The sequence below is a fragment of the Rathayibacter sp. AY1D5 genome (genome assembly GCF_002932515.1).
GTDB lineage: Bacteria > Actinomycetota > Actinomycetes > Actinomycetales > Microbacteriaceae > Rathayibacter.
The window spans coordinates 35,667-52,759 of sequence record NZ_PSVU01000023.1 but is presented as its reverse complement, the minus strand read 5'-3'; the positions used below and the strand labels follow the sequence as shown (position 1 = coordinate 52,759).

Here is a 17,093-nt window from a genome sequence, read left to right as displayed (position 1 = left end):
CGGTGTGTGCCAGCGCCCACCCGTTGCGTGCCAGACCTGAGAGGTCGACGTCGCGCTCGGCGATCCGGCGCAACTGGCTCTGCATCCCGTCCTCGTTCGTGGCCGGGACGAAGGTGCTGACGGTGGTGATCTGCTGCATGTTCTTCCTCTTCCTCATCGTTTTTTTGCCGTCAAGGCGGTTCTCCGCCTTAGCAACCGGAGGGCGCAGTGCAACCCGCAGGGCGGCGGTGGAGAGAGTTTCGGCGCGATGTGAGGGAGCGCAGCGACCGCGTGCCGAAAGTCTCGGAGGAGCCGGTGGCGCAGCCACTTGAACGGAGCCCGTAGGTAGCTACGACCGCAGCGAAGCGGAGGGAGCCGCCGAAGGCTTCACGGCAAAAAAGGGTGTGAGCCCGTAGGGCGACCAACGGCGGCCGGCGCAGCCGGGCGACCTCTAGGCGGCGCTTCGTCGCCGCTGCACGAGCGCAGCTCGCGCCTCCCGGAACGGGATCCCCGGGGAGCGTGAGGGGCCCGCCCCTCACGGGCTACCTACCTATATAGGTAGGTAGCCCTCGCTCGATCAGCTCGCGGCGGCCGTCTCGGTGGCGGCGGCTCGGGCTGCCTCCACCTCAGCGGCGGTGTGGTGTCCCTGCACGTCGGCGTAGGCGACTTTGTAGGGGCGGGTTCCGTCGTTCCAGTCGAGCGCGACAGTCACGCTCTTGGGGTTCACGCGGGTAACGACGTGCCAGCCGAAGCGGTGCTTGATCATGTCGCCCTTGGCGATCGTGTCGCGGCTGTGGATCGTGACCCGTCCGGCCGCGGCCTGCGCCTCGCGGACGGCGGTCCAGTAGTCGCGCTGGTCTTCGAGCTGCGCGCGCTGGGTGAGCAGCCGCTCCCGGTAGGCGCCCGTCGCGGGGGCGGTCGTCTCGATGTAGCCGCCACCGAAGTTGTGCGAGCTGCCCTCGATCTTCCGCGTGCAGCCGCGAATGTCGGTATCGAGCCGGTCGATGCGGCGGGCCACCATTCCCGGCGCGTAGCGGGATTCGGTGGTCCCGGCGGCGACGTCGGCGCGGGCGCGGGCGCGGGTGGCCTCGCGGTCGGCCTCGACGCTGCGGCCCATCGCGTTGTGGGCCTTCTCGATCGCGTTGCGGTGCCGCGTCTCGGAGTGGTGGCCGATCTTGATCGGCTCGCCACCCTCCGGGAGCCGGTCGAACGCGCGGCGCGCGGCCGCGTCGGCGGTATCGGCGTCCGCGGCGCGGCGCTCGGCCTTCGCGTCGAGCGCGTCGACCCGGGCGGCCTGGCGCTCGATAGTCGCCGCCTCCGCCTCGGCGGTCGAGCGGAACGTCTCTTCGGCTTTGATCGTGACCTCGTGTCCGGCGTCGCGCAGGGCGGTCGCGGCCCGGTTGATGGTCCACCACTTCGGCAGGCGGTCGCGGGACTGCGGGACGTACCAGGCGCCGATGGAGCGGCCCCAGCGCCAGCCGGACGCCTTCAGGATCTCGGCGGTGCCGTCCCCGCGGCTGGTGCCCTCGATGATCGTTCCGGCTTCGGGCGTGTGGGTGATGGTGAGCATGTCGGTTCTCCTTCTCGGTTCGGGGGGGGTCAGTCGTTGTCGCGGTAGTCGGCGGGCGTCTCGCTGCGGTCGTGCAGCGCGTACGCGGCCGGGAACAGGTCGAGCGCTCGCGCGACGTCGACCGGAACGACGACGTAGGCGCCGGAGGCCATGTAGCCGACGCGATCCGCGGGCAGCGCCTCCACGGGCTCGAAGTGCTGCAGCGTCACCCCGGGAAGCCCCGCGCGGCCCTCGCGGGTGACCAGGTGCACGGCCGGGGTCTGCTCGGTCACCGGGTCGCGGCCACCGGCGCCGACGATGACCACCTGACGGGCGGTCCGGCTGATCCCGTCCGCTCCGGGTCCGTGGTACTCGCTCTTGATGACCTCGGTACGGGTGCCGCGCTGCTGGCTCATGGTGTGTCTCCCTCTGGCTGATCGTTTTTCTTTGCCTCTCCGGCGGGGAAGACCGTTTGAGTGGAGGCGGCGGAGTGACGCCGATCACGAGCGATGTGAGGGAGCGCAGCGACCGCGTTCGGGATCGGTGGCACGCAGCCGGTGGAGCGAAATAGGTTGAAACCGCGGAGAGGTGAAGAAAACAGGTGGAACGGGCCGCCGTGGCGGCTTCCAACCTGCGGCGCGCGGCGCCGCTGCGCGAGGGCATCTCGCGCCCCCGGAACGGGCTCGGAAGCGTCTAGGACGCGGGAGGATGGGTACCTGGTAGGCAAGCGGCCGACGACGGGAATCCCATGCACCTGCTCGAGCTGACTATCGGACCGCGCCACTTCTCGCTGCCGGTCGACGTCGATCGCGTCGGGCTCACGCAGCGCCTCGAACAGGCGGCGGCCGCCGGCGGCGCCTTCGTAGAGATCCCGACGTCGCGCGGAACGACCTCAGCGTTCGTGACGCCCGCGACTGCCGTGTTCCTGGACGTCATCGACGCCCCCGACGAGACGGCCGACGGCCTGGACCCGCGGACCTCCTCGATCGACGTCGACCTGGTGGACAGGTTTTCTAAGTGGTGACGACGCCGCTCTAGCGACCGCGGTCGCCGCGGTCCGGCGCTGGCGTCGGTGAGGTGGCCGGGATCGCTCGGTCACCGCGCTCGGGCGCCGTGGTCAGCGCCGTGGTGGAGAAGCTGCGAGAGACGGTCGCCTGAGCCTGCGCGAGGGCGGTGTCGATCAGAGGGCGCCCGAACGCAGTGCGCGACTTGTCGACCTCGACAGTGCGCGGCTGCCCTTCCGCGGGGGTGTTGTAGCGGCGGAATCGCATCACGGTGGAGCCGGTATCGGCCAGCTGCTCGGCGGCGAACTCAGGGAGGGACCGACCTCCCGGGCCGGCATAAACGTTCCTGGCGTACTCGCTGGGCACCCATCGACCGCCGAGCTCGTCGGCGCCGGCGAGGGCGCGTTCGTAGGAGTCCTGCCAGCGGCCGGCGATCCGCGCTTCCGACAGCTCGAACGGCACCTCGACGTCGATCACTTCGACGCTGTAGCCGGCTGCCGCGAACCGCTGCCCCAGCTCGACCGCCTTCTCGGGCGAAGAGAGCACGGTGTCGATCACGACGTTCTGGCCGTCCCGAATGGCCGCGTCGCGGAGTTGGATAGCGAGAATGGAAGACTCTTCGTGCACGAGCGAGGCCAGCTCGAGCGGGAAGAACTTCTCCCCCGCTGCCTCGGCGGCGCGGACCTCGGGCGGCAGGATCGTGCTGTCGTAGGTGCCGTCCTTGATCGCTTCGGTGAGCAGCGCCCGCTTGAACTCGTCGGCGTCGATGGTGAGCCAGGCGTTGCGGTCGGTGCCGAGCACGTCTCGGAGAACGGTCGATTTACCGGCACCAGGCGGGCCGGCAAGGATGATCGCCTTCCGCTCTTGGCGCACGTCAGGGAATTGTGCGCGGTAGTCGGCCACAAAGCGGTCGTGTAGTTGTTGCCGCGCACCACGCGGCTCGTAATCCTGGTCGGCGCCGAGCCGGAACCACTCTCGGTTGTTCACCGTCGCGTGTTCGCTCTTGGGGCTCAGCGGCCCGCCCGCTCGCGCCCATGCACGCACTGTCTCGCGGTGCTTGGCGATCGCTGACGAGTCCTCCCCAGTCACCGACCTTGCTCGCTGTAGCGGTCCAGGATCTCGTCGTATGTGTCGACGTCGATGAGGTGCTCACTCAGAGCGCGTCGCACCTCTGCAAACTCTCCCGCGTCCGCGGTCGTCCAGTCGTAGCCGTCGCTAGCTGACCCCGGACGGTAGGACCAACGGCCGAGCTCATCGATGACCTGCTCCTTCGTCAGCTCCCCCGCGTCGTAGCGCTGAGCAATCTCGTAAGGCGTTGCGCCAGAGAATCCGGGCCGCACGTCCGACACTGCGGCCGCGGACTTCAATGCGCTGTTGACGGAGGGCTGTGAGATTCCAATTTCTTGCGCGAGCTGCCTCTGCGTGGTGTCCTCCGCAGCGCGGCGCAGCGCGCGAAGATATGACACCCGCGTTACGACCTGCAAGCTGCGCAGCTTGCGGATGGTCTCCCCATCGGGCCTCTGAATGATCGACACGGCAACCACCTCCTATAGAACATTCTATCTGAGGAGGCTGGCCGCCGATAGAAGTCAGCGGGCGTGAGCGGTCGCCAGCTCGGCCCAGTGGGTCGTGGCGCGCAGCGAGAGCGCTTCGCGCTTCATCGTCCAGACCGGCCCCTTGCGGATCCCGGCGAGGCCCAGTCCGACCGCGGAGCGGCCGTGGCGTTTCGTCACGGCGTCGATCGTGGCGCCCAGACCCTTGGAGTCGAAAGCCGTATCGAACACGTCGAGGAAGGCGTGGGAGTCCTTCGGCGACAGGTTGGTGAGGATGACGCCGGCCCGCACGTAGCGGGCGCCCTCGCGCAGCCGCGGGCGCAACGTCGCGATCGCGGCCTTGACGATACCCACCGGGTCGTCGGTGGGCACGGGGAAGCCGGCGAGGCCGCCGGCGGACTCGTACGGCGCGTCCGCGAACGGCGACGTCGACGCGAAGACGCTCATCGTCTTCGTCACCGACCCCTGCGCGCGCAGGCGGTGCGCGGCGCGTTGCGCGTAGACGGAGAGCACCTGCTCCATGTCCGCGATCGTCGTCACCGGAGTGGCGAACGAGCGCGAGAAGATCAGCTGATCCCGGACGGTGCGGGCCGCCTCGAGCGGGATGCAGTCGACCCCGCGCAGCTCGTAGACGGAGCGCTGCAGCACCACGGAGAACTTCTTCCGGATCAGCGCCGGGTCGGCATCGCGCAGGTCCCGGATCGTGTGGATGGACAGCTCCGCGAGGCGCTTCCCGGTGCGGCCGGCCACTCCCCACAGCTCAGTGACGTGCTGCGACGCCATGAGCGCGTCGAGCTGATCGGGCGTGTACCAGTCGGTGTCGCAGACCCCGCCGAGGCGCGGGTGCTTCTTCGCTCCGCCCTTGTTGACGAACTTCGCGAGCGTCTTGCTCGGCCCGAACCCGACGCAGACGGGCAGGCCGACGTTCTTGGCGACGGCGGCGCGCATCGCGCGGCCGATCTTCGCCCGCTCCGCCACGTCGCCGTCGACGCCGAGGAAGCTCTCGTCGATCGAGTAGACCTCCTGCCAGGCGGAGTATCGGCCCAGCAGCTCCATCACGCGGGCGGACAGCTCGCCGTACAGCTCGTAGTTGCTCGAGCGGGCGATGACCTCCGGAAGACGGCCGGAGCGGATCAGGGGTTCGATCTTGAACCAGGGGGTGCCGTTCTCGATGCCGAGCTTCTTCACCTCGTCGGAGCGGGCGACCACGCAGCCGTCGTTGTTCGAGAGGACGACAACGGGCCGGCCGGCGAGCTTGGGGTCGAATAGCCGCTCGCAGGAGACGTAGAAGCTGTTCACGTCGACCAGGCCGACGCGCCGCTCAGAGCGCACGGTGCAGCCGGTGGAGACAGACCGTGACGACGCCCCACACCTGGAGGTCACTCAGCTCGGCGACGTGGATCGGCGGGTACTCCGGGTTCTCCGCCCGCAGCACCACTCCCCCGGGGTGCAGCTCGAGGCGCTTGACGGTCAGCTCGCCGTCGAGGATCGCGATGACCACGCTCCCGTGCGTCGGCGTGATCGACCGGTCGACCACGAGCTCGTCGCCGTCGCTGATGCCCGCGCCGGTCATGCTCTCGCCCGAGACGCGGACGATGAACGTCGAGGTCTTGTCCCGGATGAGGTGGTCGTTGAGGTCGAGGGACCCGTCGAAGTAGTCCTGTGCCGGCGACGGGAACCCGGCAGCCACCGCGTCACTGGTGACGAGGAAGGCGACGGCGACGGCGTCCGAGGCCGGAGTCGCGATGCGCTCCACAACGGTCACGCTCATGGTCGGCCCCCTCCTCGTCTCATCGAACATATGTTCGAATGCGTCCGAGTGTAGGTCGGCCCCACCGACACTCGCTCCCAGCCCGCGCACCGAGCGGGATCGGGTGCTCATACCGGGCGAGTCCTACCCAGATACCTATATAGGTATCTGGGTAGTTTGCTAGGTGGATAGATAGCCATATAGGTTTGCGGCATGCAGACAATGATGATCTACAGCGAGAGCGGCGGTGCGACGAAGAGCACCACCGCGGTCTCCCTGGCGATGGTGGCGGCCGAGGAGGGGCGGCGGGTGATCCTGATCGACCTGGATCCGCGTGGCGCGACCACGAAGTGGCTCGACGCGCAGCCCGTCGACGTCGGGCTCGACGTCGGAGCGATCCTGGGTAACGCCGACCCGAGGGGATGGGCGGACGAGCTCGCCGTGCCTTCGCCCTTTCACTCGAACCTTCGAGTGATCCCGTCCGACCGCAGCGTGAGCGCACGCGAAACGGACGATCCCGGAGAAGTCGGGCATCGCTTGGCGGACTCGCTCGAGGATGTGCCTGCGGACCTCGCGATCATCGACTGCCCGAACCGCCAGGGCGGGTCGCTGATCTACAACGCCCTGACGGCGGCGGAGTCAGTGATCTACGCCGCCACGCCCACCGCTGACGGCGTGGACGGATTCATTGGTGCACAGGAGAGTGTGCGCCGCTACAACGACCTCAGCGACCGCGCAGCGGTCGAGGAGGCCGGCATCATCGTTGGCGGCTACAAGGAGACGATCACGCCGCGAGAGGCTACGCACAGCATCGAGCAGATGCGAGAGACGGGGCTTCTCCTGACTCCGCTCGTCCCGCACCGGACCATCGTCGGAGAGGTCCGGTACTCGCACGACTGGTACGGCAACTTCCGCAAGGGCGCACCCGTCGCCGCCGCATACCGTGAACTCGCACGAAAGGTCATCCGATGACGAACGAAGATCGCCCCGCCAGCCTCCCGCGCCGAGCACAGCCGGCGCCCGACCGCAGCGACCCGATCGCGTCCAAGCCTCGTCCGGCTCCGACGCCCGCACCGGCGCCGGTAGCAGCCCCGGTATCGCGGGCGAATGCGGGCACGGCGGCCACGCCGCCGCGGAAGCAGCCCACGGAGGTTCTGCATGTGGACGTCGATGCCGAGCTGTCGTACTACGTCCAAGACCTGCGAGCCGCGACCGGTCGCACTAAGAAGAACATCGTGGAAACGGCCCTGAGCGAGTACCGCGACCGGAACCCGCTCAGCTGAGCCCGAGCCCCTCGAAGATAGCCAGATACCTATATAGGTATCTGGCTATCTTGATTCTCATGCAGAATCTAAATGGCGCTGTTGCACCAGGAGCGAACGGCGGATTCGAATCGCTCTGGATCGGCGTTCCATTCGAGGGCGTGGCCGGCGGGGTCGCTGGCGATCAGCGTCGCATTCACGTGCGCGTTGCTGAACGAACGGGAGTCGCTGAACGGCGTGGTGCGATCACCCCCCGAATGAATCAGGAGCACCGGTATGCGTAGTGGTGCGGCTGCGTCTATCCAGTCGAGTGCTTTGAAGTTGAGAGGAACTGGTGAGCCCAGTAGACGACTGACACCGCGGGCGCCGAGAGCCCATGTGGCGGCCGCAGCGACGACACGGGGGACTCCGGCGTTAGCGGCGCTGAAGAGCACGCTGTTGCGCCAACTGAGGACGGGGGAGACAAGGATCAAGCCTGCGATTCTGGATCGGTGCGACGAGCTCGTGGCGAGGCGCAACGCCATTGAGGCGCCGCTGGACCAGCCGACGAGGACGACCCGGCGCGCTCCCCGCTCGAGAGCGAGCGCGATCGCAGCGTCGACGTCGACCCATTCGGTCTGACCGAGCGTGAACGCATTGAGTGGCGCCGTTGGGCCTTCTCCGTCACCGCGGAAGGAAGGCACCAGTGAGGTGTAGCCGGTGCCTCTGAGTGCATGCACGGAGCGAAAGGCAGCGTCTCGGCCGGACAGACTGCCGTGGATGTGGATCGCCCAAGTGTCTGCGGCGTCTCCTTTGCCGGAAAACAACCAGGCAGGCGCCTGTCCAAGCTCGGTTTCGACGGTCACCTCGCGGGCGTCCGGGTCGAGTTCTCGGGCCGTCGCGAACACATTCCCGATGGGTCGACTCAGGGAGCCGGCCGTGGGGGAGGGGGCATCAGCATTGAGTGTGAGGATGCGTTCGATCCCGTCTGGTCCGCTTCGCAGGATCGGACCGAGGACCGCGTGGCGGGTTTCGTCGTCGTAGAGCAGGCCGAGCTTGCCGTTCTGCTTCGTGATCGGAGTAGGACCGAGGACGATGCGATCGGGCGTCGGAACCGCGACGATCGGTGTTGGGCGGCTGCGCTGCGGTCGGATGACACGGCGCGCAACGGTGGCGACGACCGCGGCTCCGGCGACGCCGACACCAACTGCGGGGATCGCGACCCAGAGTGCGCTCACCGGCTATGCGGCCTTCCGGAAGCCGCCGCCGATCACTCGCGGAGTGAACGCCTGGTCGGGAGCGATGAGCGTGCGGACCCGAGCGACAGCTGCATTCTCGTCAAAGGTGAACGCGCCCTCTCCGCGAACCTCAGCGTTCTTCGTGAGCACGAGGATCTGTTGAGCGTGTGCGATCAATCGCCGGTCGCTCAGGTAGGTCGTGAACGGTGGTCGCTCGATGAGGCCGTGTCGGACGGCGGCCTTCGATGCTCGAGCGACGTCGATCCGGCGACGGAGAGGAACGACGATCGCCGTCCACCCGATGCCGAGCATGATGATGAGAAGACCGAGGAAGAACGGTATCTCAGCGGCGTTCCACGCGGAGTAGCGGAAGGCGTCTCCGCCGTAGCCGAAGTGAGAGGCTGTGAGGAAGGCAATCTCGATCAAGCAGCCGATCGTGGTGATGGCGAATCCGGTGATGAAGACGAGCTGAACCCCGCGCCAGTTGCGACGCGCGTTGATGATCGAGGAGACGGATAGCCACACGAGAGTCGCCATGTAGGCCGATCCGTAGAGCCAGACGGCGGTCTGGTCGAGGCGGTCGATGATGAAGTCGACGCTTGTGCGGCCCCGGTTGCCGATCAGCAGGAACGGCACGATGTAGGAGCCGAACATGATCGCCAGGCCCCACCGACTGCCGACGCGGCCTTCGCCGCCGGCGCGCCGTCCGAGCGCTTCGCGGAAGAACCAGAAGGCCGATGCTGCTGCCAGGTCGCGGACGAGGGTGATGACGTTGGTGCCACCCAGTAGCGCGTCATATGTGAAGAAGGGGATGGGGAATCCGTAGGTGGAGAGTGCGACGGCACCGCTCACCGTGGCCCAGAAAGCGGGACGCGCTGCGGGCTTCGCTGCGGCGCGAGGAGCCCGCACAAGCACCAGCGCAATGAGAAGCGCTAGGCAAACCTGTTGGATCATCCGAAATACGTTTCTTCGCTCGTCCGATTGAGTGTCTGGATACGGCGGACCATCGCGAAAGCTACTTCCTCGATGGCAATCTCCGCCTTCGCTTCTGTGCTTTCTGGATCATCTGTCGGGGCACAGAGGTGTGTGGCTCCGTGCCGCCGGCCCGGATGGATCAGCCGCGGGATCTGCTCGCTGAACCAGGCGTCCGGAGCGTAGACGAAGAGGATGTGCGCAAGCTCATGGCACGCGTTCTGGCTCTGGTAGTGGAGCTCGTCGCTCTCTCGGCAGACGACGGTGCCGAACTCGGCTGTGTCGATCCAGAGCCCTGTCACTGATTTGAGGTCAGCGCTGGCGGAGGCGATCAGATAGATCGGCTTGCCGTAGACCTTCTCGACGGACGATTGAAGATCGTCCCACGTCGCGGCGGCCGGAAGTCCGAGCCTGCTCACGAACTCGTCGGCCGCCTGAACGATCGATCCACTGCGGCCTTGGCCACTGCGGCGGAGCATCCGCCACCGGCCGCGACCTCGTTCCGTGGAGTCTGACGGCATCGATGGACTCCGTTCGCCTGGCCGGGAGAAGCTCATCCACTTTAGACGGCATTCCGGGCGCGAGCGGAGCTGCGTGGCCCTACAGGACGGCGCGGCCGGCTATCGACGTAGCTCGGTGACGATTTCGGACACGACGGCGGCGATGCCGCGTAGCTCGTCGGGCTCGATTGTTCCGAGCGATCGGGCGGCGACGCGCTCGATGCCGAGCGAGCGCATGGTGCCGTCGAACCCGAGGCGGGCTTCCACGGCCTCGACCAGCTCGGGGTCGTCTCTGAGCAAGTAGTCGGGGTCGACGTCGAGTGCTTCGGCCACGGCGAAGAGCACTTCGACTCGTGGTGCCGAGGGGAGTTGCCCGGCCATGAGCAGGCCCCATTCCTGGCGATCGATCGAGGCCCCGCTGAGGAGAAGGATCTCGGAAATTCTGGTGCGGGAGGTAGTGGCGTCGAGGCCTCGTGAAGTGAAGACCAGTGAGAGACGACGCGCCAATTCGGCGGGACGTAGAGCGCTGGATTCCTCAGTCGGCATGGATTCGCCGTCTGTGACGTAGCTGACCAGTTCCTTAAAGGCTACTCGGCCCTGAAGCTGCTTCACGAGCGAGTCCAAATCGGCGTTCGTGGCGTGCGCGAGCGCGAGAAGAACAGGGACAGGCATGTCCCGTTCTCCCTTGATGTACCGAAGGACGGTCCGGTAGGGCAGGCCGGCTCGCTCAGCCGCGGCCTTCACGTTGAAACCGGCGTCGTAGATGGCGCTCTTGACGGCCTCGCCTATGACGGCATTGACGTTCGTTGAGTCCACCTCCACACCACGATTCTAGGTCGGCGGCTACCGACGTGCCGTCAGTGTAGACAGTCAGTGTCCCATTTGGGCATCTACGAGTGTCCAAACGGGCAGTTTGGGACTAGATTGTGATGAAGGCAACGAGGGGAACCAACGACATGAAGCACACGAAGCACACCGGCACCGGCCTCTGCGCCGCGATGGCCGCTGCGGCTGTGCTCGCATTGGCAGGGTGCTCGGGCGCTGCTCCCGAAACAGCACGAACTGCACCGACGCCGACCGCCCAGATCCCTTCTGCATCGGGCTCGACTGCGGCCAGCACGGCTGAGGCGACGCCGACTGCGGCCGCCGCTCCGGTCGACTCTGAGCCGGTTCCCGTTCCGGGAGTCGAGAACGACGCGCTTGCCCTCGCGGCCTCGGCAGTGACGGCGTTCTGCCGCCCGACGCTCGACTACGACACCTGGATCGCGGAGCTCTACCCGTTCCTGACTCAGCAAGCGGCGATCGCCTACGAGACGGTCGATCCGATGAACGTGCCCTGCACGTCGTTGACCGGCGATGCTCGGGTCCGGGACGGCGACGGCACGTTCACCATTCGCGTTCTGGTGCCCACCGACGCTGGGGACTACTCGGTCTACGTCCACCGTGCTGTAGAGACGGCGCCCTGGGGCGTCGAGCAGATCACCCCCCTGGCCTCGGAGTAGGCCGGTGCAGAAGGGGGGAATTGGGGTACTGGCGGCGGTTATGGTGCCGATCGTCACCGTGGCGCTACTGCTGTGGGTGCTGTTCTTCGGCGGATCGGCCGCGGCCGCATGCCTACCTGGTGGAGGCCCGGTCAACGTGTCCGCGATCCCGGCGGACGCGAAGGTCGGGGCCTACGGGCACGACCAGCTCGTGAACGCAGCACTGATCGTCAATGCAGGTGCAGCGAAGGGGCTCGGCGCGGACGGGCAGACGCTCGGTGTCCAGACGGCGATCGGGGAGTCCTCGCTGGTGAATATCACCTACGGCGACGGCGCGATCAACCCGGACGGATCGGTCGCTGACTCGATCGGCCTGTTCCAGCAGCAGTCGAGCTGGGGCACCGTCGAGCAGCGCATGGACCCGACGACCTCGGCGGGCTTCTTCTACGACCGCCTCGTGGCCGTCGAGGGCTGGCCGGCAATGGAGCCCTCCATCGCGATCAACAAGGTCCAGCGCAACGCCGACCCGAACCACTACACGAAGTACCGCGCCGACGCCGTGGCGATCATGACCTACCTGAACGGGCTCGGTAGCAGCACGACGGGGCCGGCGACGACCGGCGCACCGGTCAGTGTTCCGTCGACGCCGACCAGCACCACGCCTACGACGGCTGCGCCGGTCGGTGGATGCGTAGCCGTGTCCGGAGACGCGCAGGCCCTCGCCGCCGGACTCGTGACGGCGATGGACGAGGGGCGCCTGCGCCTACTCGAGGACCGCTACGCGCAGCAGATCCGCGACATGGCCGCCGGGACCGCCAAAGAGAACTGCGGCATCGACGTCCGGATCCTCCAGGTCATCACCATCGCGCTGAACACGTTCGGGAAGGTCGGCGTCTCCGACCTCAACCGACAGTGCACCGGCTCGCTCCTGGGCGCAGGCACCGGCTCCTCGCACTGGATCAATGGCGGCGGTCACGCGGTCGACTTCTTCTCCTTCGACGGCACGGCCACCACCGGCTGCGACCCCAACGCGCTGAAACTCCTCACCGTTCTGGACCCGCAGGTGCCCCAGGGCTCCCGGGCCGGCCAAATCCAGTGCCGCTCGACCAGCTACGAGCACATCACTCAGTTCACCGATACCCCGAACCACCTCCACTTCGACGTGGGGTTCGCGGACGGACCCCTCACCACCGGATAACCGGACCTCTTCGGCGTCGCGACCGCGACGTCGATCCCCCCAGCACCACCAACGAAACGGAGCACCTCATGTCCCTGCTCGCAGCGACGACCGACATCCTCACCACCGCAGGCGCGCTCGGCGCCGTCGTGCCCGACCCGGGACCCGGCGGCATGCCCCCCGGGTTCGAGGCCTTTACCACCGTCATGGGCTGGGCCAAGTGGGTCGGCCTCGGCGTCGCCGTCGTCGGCCTGATCATCCTCGGCGTCACCATGACCGTCTCCGCCCGCCGCGGCGAAGGCGGAGAGATCGGCGGCTGGCTCGGCCGCCTGCTCGTCGGCGTGATCATCGTGTCCGCCGCGTTCACGATCGTCGGCTTCCTCATGGGCGCGTAGCGTCCGGAGGAAACCGACCGCATCACCAACGAAAGGCACGACGTCATGAGCGACACGGAGTCCCGCAACCCGTTCACCAGTCGAGGATTCATCTTCGGAGCCATCATCTTCGGAGTCCTCGTGCTGGCGGCGATCCTCCTCGCGATTACGTCCCTGGGCGGAGGTGGCGGGCAGAGTGCTCCCGCCACCTCCGCGACGCCCGCCGTCACCGCCTCACCGGAAACCGACACCGCCGCAGCAAGCGTCTGCAACCTTCCCGGTTACGACGAGAGCGGAACGCTCTCGACGGCACCTGTCACCGACTGGACCATCGTCGGCACGATGGCCGCACCGTCGTCGGACACCGCCGGCCCCGGCGTGATCGGAGAGGACGGGCTGCGCAGCTGCTACGCGCACACCGTCGAAGGATCGCTCTTCTCGGTGGCGAACCTCTGGGCGATGGGAACGGATGGGCGCCTGGCCGACGCCGTTCTCGAGCGCCAGACCGCGCCTGGCGCTGGTCGCGATGCCGCGATCGCCGCGGACATTCCCCAGAGCAACACCGGAGGCAGTGTCCAGATCGTCGGCTTCCGCGTGAGCTCGTACACCGCGGACGAAGCCACGATCGACATCGCCTTCCGCTCTAACACCAATCAGCTCCTCAGCTTCCCCGCTCCCGTGACGTGGGTCGACGGCGACTGGAAGTCGGTGTTGACCGCTGACGGTCAGCCGCCGTTCCGTCCGACCGCACTCACCAGCTTGGGCGGCTATATCCCTTGGGCAGGTACCGAATGACAGTGACTCCACCCGCAGGCGAGCCCTGCGCAGCGTGGGACGTCGTGTGCTGGTCATCAGCAGGCATCGGCGAAGTCGTCTCGAAGGCGTCTAACGACGCCTTGCAGCAGTTCGTGAACAACATCTTGGAGGGCTTCGGCAAAGCGGTCGTCTCGCTCGGCACCCTCTGGGTGAACGTTCCCTCCCCGGTGACCGTGGTCGACCGGGGAGGCGGCGTTAACGGTGGCGGTACCCCGCCCCTGCCGGAAGCGTTCGAGACGATCCTCGGCTACGTGACGTGGGTCGCGGCGGGCCTCGCGGTCATGTCGCTCATCATCGCCGGCGTCATGATGAGCACCCGTCGCCGCCACGGCGACGGCGAGGCGCACATGGGACGCATCGGCGTCATCATCTTCGCCGTCTTCCTGCTCTCCTCCGCCTCAGCGCTCGTCACGGGGTTCCTACCCCTGGCGCTGCACCTCAACGAATCTTCGAGCGTCGTCGGCTGGGTGCAAGGGCAGCTCGAGTGGTACGCCGGAGGACTCGCGATCCTGTCGATCCTCGTCGCCGCCGGCCGCATGGTCTGGACGCAGCGTGCGGGCGAGTTGCGCACCCTCGCCCGGTCGGTACTGACGCTGATCGCCGTCGCCGGCGCGGGACTCGTCGTGATCCGTCTCGCCACGCAGGCAGGCGACGCCTTCTCGATCTGGATCCTCAACAACTCCACCGACTGCGACGTCACCAACGGTGAGAGCAACTGCTTCGGCACGAACATCTTCGCGATGATTTCGCTGACCGCAACGTCGGGTATCGGCCTCATCGGCTTGTTCCTCCTCGGCATCCTCGCCGTGCTCATGACCTACGTTCAGATCGCGCTCATGGTGTTCCGCGGCGCGATGCTCGTCGTCCTCGCCGGCATCTTCCCGATCGCTGCGGCCGCGACCAATACGGAAATCGGGCAGCAGTGGTTCAAGAAGACGATGGCCTGGACCCTCGCCTTCATCCTCTACAAGCCCGCCGCGGCGATCGTCTACGCGATCGCGTTCCGGATGACCGGCACTGATCTGTTCAAGTCGGACGGGACCGGGCTGTTCCAGATCGTCACGGGCCTCGCGCTGATGCTCATCGCGCTCGTGGCCCTGCCCGCGCTGATGCGCTTCCTCGTCCCCGCTGTCGCCTCGGTGGGCGGTGGCGGTGGCGGTGCAGGCCTCCTGCTCGGTGCGGCCGCGGCCGGTGGAGCGGCGGAGATTGCCAGCGGAGCAATCCGCTCGCGCAGCGGAGGCGACAGCGGCGGGGGCGGAGGGTCGCCCGGCGGCGGTGGCTTCGGCTCCGCACCGTCCGGCAGTAGCGCCTCCGCCGGCAGCAAGGGGTCACCCGCGGCGACTCCGGCCGCCTCCGGTGCAGGCGGCGGCGCAGCAGCAGGCGGTGGCGCAGCTGGCGGAGCTGCGGCCGGCGGTGGTGCGGCAGCGGGCGGTGCGGCGGCAGGCGGTGGTGCCGCAGCCGCGGCAGGAGGCCCGATCGGTGTCGGCCTTGCGGTGGCAGGGAAGGCCGCCGAAGGCGCGAAGCACGCAGCAGGGGCGGTCAAGGCCGCCACGGACGACGCCACTGGCGGCAACGGAAGCGGGAACTGATGAGCACGGCAACTCCTACGCGCAGCGCTGAGGCGCCGCGCACGTACGGCAACTGGCGTCGCCCGCAGACTGCGGGACTCGGCGGCCTCGGACAGCTCGCCACGGGCGTGCTGTTCGTCGGCATCCTCTCCTCGATCATCGCGTCGATGTTCTCCGGCCTCGTGGCCGCGCTGATCGTCGCCGCGATCTTCGGCGGGATCTTGCTGACGGTTTCGGTGAAGGACAAGCACGGGCAGAGCGCCCTCGGAAGGACGGTGAATCGCGTGAACTGGATGCGGACGAAGGCCAAGGGAGCGAACGTCTACCGTTCAGGTCCCGCGGGTCGGGCGAAATGGGGCACCTTCCAGCTCCCCGGACTCGCTGCGGCGTCGCAGCTCTCCGAGCACGAGGACTCGCACGGGCGCCGATTCGCTCTCGTGCACGTCCCCTCCACCAAGCACTACACCGTCGTAATCGCTACCGAGCCGGACGGCGCCGCGCTGGTGGATCAGGAGCAGGTCAACAACCAGGTCGCGGAGTACGGCATTTGGCTCTCCAACCTTGGAGACGAGCCCGGCATCGAGGCCGCCTCCGTCACCGTCGAGACGGCCCCCGACACCGGTACGCGCCTGCGCTCGGAGGTCGAGGGGTCGATGGACCCGGATGCGCCGGAGTTCGCTCGAGCGATGCTCTCGGAGGTCGTGAGCAGCTACCCGGTCGGGTCTGCCACGATCCGCGCCTACGTCGCGATCACCTTCTCTTCCCTGTCTCGCATCGGCGGGAAGCGCCGCAACGCGAAGGAGGTCGCCGCCGACCTCGCCGCCCGCCTGCCCGGCCTGACGACGAGCCTTGCCGCGACAGGGGCCGGCGCTGCCCGGCCGCTCGGTGCTCAGGAGCTGTGCGAGGTGATCCGGATCGCCTACGACCCCGCCGCCGCCGTCCTGATCGATGAGGCCCGCGCCTCCGGGGACGTGCCCGAGCTGTCGTGGACGGACGTCGGCCCCGCGGCCGCGGAGTCCCGGTGGGAGTCGTACCGGCACGACGGCGCCGTGTCGACGTCGTGGACGATGACCTCCCCGCCGCGCGGAGTCGTGCAGTCCGGGATCCTCGCGCGCCTGCTCGCGCCGCACCGCGACGTCGCTCGCAAGCGCGTCACCCTGCTCTACCGCCCCATCGACCCGGCCCGCGCCGCGGCGATCGTGGAGGCGGACCTGAACGCGGCGCAGTTCAACAGCTCCGCGTCGACCAAGCCCACCGCCCGCTCGACCCTCTCCACCCGCTCCGCCCAGGCGACCGCGGCGGAGGAGGCCTCCGGTGCTGGCCTGCTCAACTTCGGCCTAATCGTCACCGCGACGACCACCGACGCTGTGCACGAAGCGGACGCCCGCGCGGCGATCGACTCGCTGACCGCCGCGGCGCGTCTTCGGGTGCGGCCGGCGTTCGGGTCGCAGGACACCGTTTTCGCTGCGGGTCTGCCGCTGGGGCTCGTGCTCCCGCGTCACCTGCGCCTGCCCACCGAAGTGAGGGAGTCCCTGTGAGCCTGATCACCCGCCTGTTCTCCTCGAACAGCGACAACGAGCTCGAGCCCGGCGAGGACGTCCTGCCGGACGGAGCGGTCACCGCCGCGCACGGCGATACGACGGGGGAGGAGCTGACCGGCGACGGCCTGCCCACCGGTGCCGTGTCGTCCTCGGCAGAGCCCGGCACCGACACGACGGCACCCTCGCGGCGGGCTGCGCGCGGGCAGGGCGAAGCTCCAGCCCCGGTAGCAGCGGTCGCTCAGCGCCCGACGCTCACCAGAGAGCGCACCACCCCGCGCACCCGACGCCGAGAGGGGAAGAAGATCGAGATCCCGCACGGCGGGAAGAAGAAGAGCCAGGGGACGGCGCTG

Annotated in this window: 19 protein-coding genes; 9 read left to right on the top strand and 10 right to left on the bottom strand. The window is 68.0% G+C overall.

Annotated features, from left to right (window positions below; all coding sequences use genetic code 11):
* Positions 1-556: 556 nt before the first annotated feature.
* Both C5C82_RS08975 and C5C82_RS08970 read right to left on the bottom strand, forming a co-directional pair.
* On the bottom strand, positions 557-1,549 hold the full coding sequence (locus C5C82_RS08975; protein WP_104234444.1) for a DUF3560 domain-containing protein: 993 nt from the start codon (positions 1,547-1,549) through the stop codon (positions 557-559).
* Positions 1,550-1,578: 29 nt separating this feature from the next.
* On the bottom strand, positions 1,579-1,944 hold the full coding sequence (locus C5C82_RS08970) for a hypothetical protein (RefSeq protein ID WP_104234443.1): 366 nt from the start codon (positions 1,942-1,944) through the stop codon (positions 1,579-1,581).
* A gap of 332 nt (positions 1,945-2,276) precedes the next feature.
* Between C5C82_RS08970 and C5C82_RS08965 the strand changes: the two genes are divergently transcribed.
* Positions 2,277-2,552, top strand: coding sequence for a hypothetical protein (locus tag C5C82_RS08965; RefSeq protein ID WP_104234442.1), 276 nt, complete (start codon positions 2,277-2,279; stop codon positions 2,550-2,552).
* A gap of 10 nt (positions 2,553-2,562) precedes the next feature.
* Here the strand turns inward: C5C82_RS08965 and C5C82_RS08960 are convergent, their stop codons facing one another.
* From C5C82_RS08960 to C5C82_RS08945, 4 genes are read right to left on the bottom strand one after another with little or no spacing between them, the layout of a single operon-like run.
* A complete protein-coding gene (locus C5C82_RS08960; protein ID WP_181028843.1) occupies positions 2,563-3,621 on the bottom strand; it encodes a zeta toxin family protein in 1,059 nt (352 codons plus the stop codon).
* The gene (locus C5C82_RS08955; RefSeq protein WP_104234441.1) at positions 3,618-4,067 is read right to left on the bottom strand and encodes a winged helix-turn-helix transcriptional regulator; all 450 of its coding nucleotides are present in this window, start codon (positions 4,065-4,067) and stop codon (positions 3,618-3,620) included. The genes C5C82_RS08960 and C5C82_RS08955 overlap by 4 nt, the downstream gene beginning before the upstream one ends.
* Positions 4,068-4,121: 54 nt before the next feature.
* Positions 4,122-5,417, bottom strand: coding sequence for a Y-family DNA polymerase (locus C5C82_RS08950; protein ID WP_104234440.1), 1,296 nt, complete (start codon positions 5,415-5,417; stop codon positions 4,122-4,124).
* Complete coding sequence (locus tag C5C82_RS08945; protein ID WP_104234439.1) at positions 5,407-5,856, bottom strand: LexA family transcriptional regulator; 450 nt, start codon at positions 5,854-5,856, stop codon at positions 5,407-5,409. Before C5C82_RS08945 ends, C5C82_RS08950 begins: the two co-directional genes overlap by 11 nt.
* 192 nt (positions 5,857-6,048) lie before the next feature.
* On the opposite strand from C5C82_RS08945, the gene C5C82_RS08940 reads away from it, so the two are divergent.
* Both C5C82_RS08940 and C5C82_RS17290 read left to right on the top strand, forming a co-directional pair.
* A complete protein-coding gene (locus C5C82_RS08940; protein ID WP_104234438.1) occupies positions 6,049-6,807 on the top strand; it encodes a ParA family protein in 759 nt (252 codons plus the stop codon).
* Positions 6,804-7,118: a hypothetical protein gene (locus C5C82_RS17290; RefSeq protein ID WP_146079344.1), complete on the top strand. Its 315-nt coding sequence runs from the start codon at positions 6,804-6,806 to the stop codon at positions 7,116-7,118. The genes C5C82_RS08940 and C5C82_RS17290 overlap by 4 nt, the downstream gene beginning before the upstream one ends.
* A gap of 68 nt (positions 7,119-7,186) precedes the next feature.
* On the opposite strand, the gene C5C82_RS08935 is transcribed toward C5C82_RS17290, so the two are convergent.
* The 4 genes from C5C82_RS08935 to C5C82_RS08920 all read right to left on the bottom strand — a co-directional run bounded on the left by C5C82_RS08935 (position 7,187) and on the right by C5C82_RS08920 (position 10,608).
* Complete coding sequence (locus C5C82_RS08935) at positions 7,187-8,314, bottom strand: S9 family peptidase (protein WP_104234437.1); 1,128 nt, start codon at positions 8,312-8,314, stop codon at positions 7,187-7,189.
* 3 nt (positions 8,315-8,317) lie between these two features.
* Positions 8,318-9,268, bottom strand: coding sequence for a hypothetical protein (locus C5C82_RS08930; RefSeq protein ID WP_104234436.1), 951 nt, complete (start codon positions 9,266-9,268; stop codon positions 8,318-8,320).
* On the bottom strand, positions 9,265-9,807 hold the full coding sequence (locus tag C5C82_RS08925; RefSeq protein ID WP_146079343.1) for a hypothetical protein: 543 nt from the start codon (positions 9,805-9,807) through the stop codon (positions 9,265-9,267). Before C5C82_RS08925 ends, C5C82_RS08930 begins: the two co-directional genes overlap by 4 nt.
* A 99-nt stretch (positions 9,808-9,906) precedes the next feature.
* Complete coding sequence (locus C5C82_RS08920; protein ID WP_104234434.1) at positions 9,907-10,608, bottom strand: helix-turn-helix transcriptional regulator; 702 nt, start codon at positions 10,606-10,608, stop codon at positions 9,907-9,909.
* Positions 10,609-10,742: 134 nt separating this feature from the next.
* Here C5C82_RS08920 and C5C82_RS17285 point away from each other — a divergent pair, with 134 nt between their 5' ends.
* From C5C82_RS17285 to C5C82_RS08890, 6 genes are all read left to right on the top strand, one after another.
* Positions 10,743-11,288, top strand: a complete 546-nt coding sequence (locus C5C82_RS17285) for a hypothetical protein (RefSeq protein ID WP_146079342.1) — start codon at positions 10,743-10,745, stop codon at positions 11,286-11,288.
* Positions 11,289-11,328: 40 nt separating this feature from the next.
* The gene (locus tag C5C82_RS08910; protein ID WP_104234432.1) at positions 11,329-12,465 is read left to right on the top strand and encodes a hypothetical protein; all 1,137 of its coding nucleotides are present in this window, start codon (positions 11,329-11,331) and stop codon (positions 12,463-12,465) included.
* A 68-nt stretch (positions 12,466-12,533) separates the two neighbouring features.
* The gene (locus C5C82_RS08905) at positions 12,534-12,839 is read left to right on the top strand and encodes a hypothetical protein (protein WP_104234431.1); all 306 of its coding nucleotides are present in this window, start codon (positions 12,534-12,536) and stop codon (positions 12,837-12,839) included.
* Positions 12,840-12,884: 45 nt separating this feature from the next.
* Positions 12,885-13,613, top strand: coding sequence for a hypothetical protein (locus C5C82_RS08900; protein WP_104234430.1), 729 nt, complete (start codon positions 12,885-12,887; stop codon positions 13,611-13,613).
* Positions 13,595-15,223 (top strand): hypothetical protein, encoded by a 1,629-nt coding sequence (locus C5C82_RS08895; protein WP_181127071.1) that lies wholly within the window; start codon positions 13,595-13,597, stop codon positions 15,221-15,223. Before C5C82_RS08900 ends, C5C82_RS08895 begins: the two co-directional genes overlap by 19 nt.
* Positions 15,223-16,740, top strand: coding sequence for an SCO6880 family protein (locus tag C5C82_RS08890; RefSeq protein ID WP_181028841.1), 1,518 nt, complete (start codon positions 15,223-15,225; stop codon positions 16,738-16,740). The genes C5C82_RS08895 and C5C82_RS08890 overlap by 1 nt, the downstream gene beginning before the upstream one ends.
* Positions 16,741-17,093: the final 353 nt, after the last annotated feature.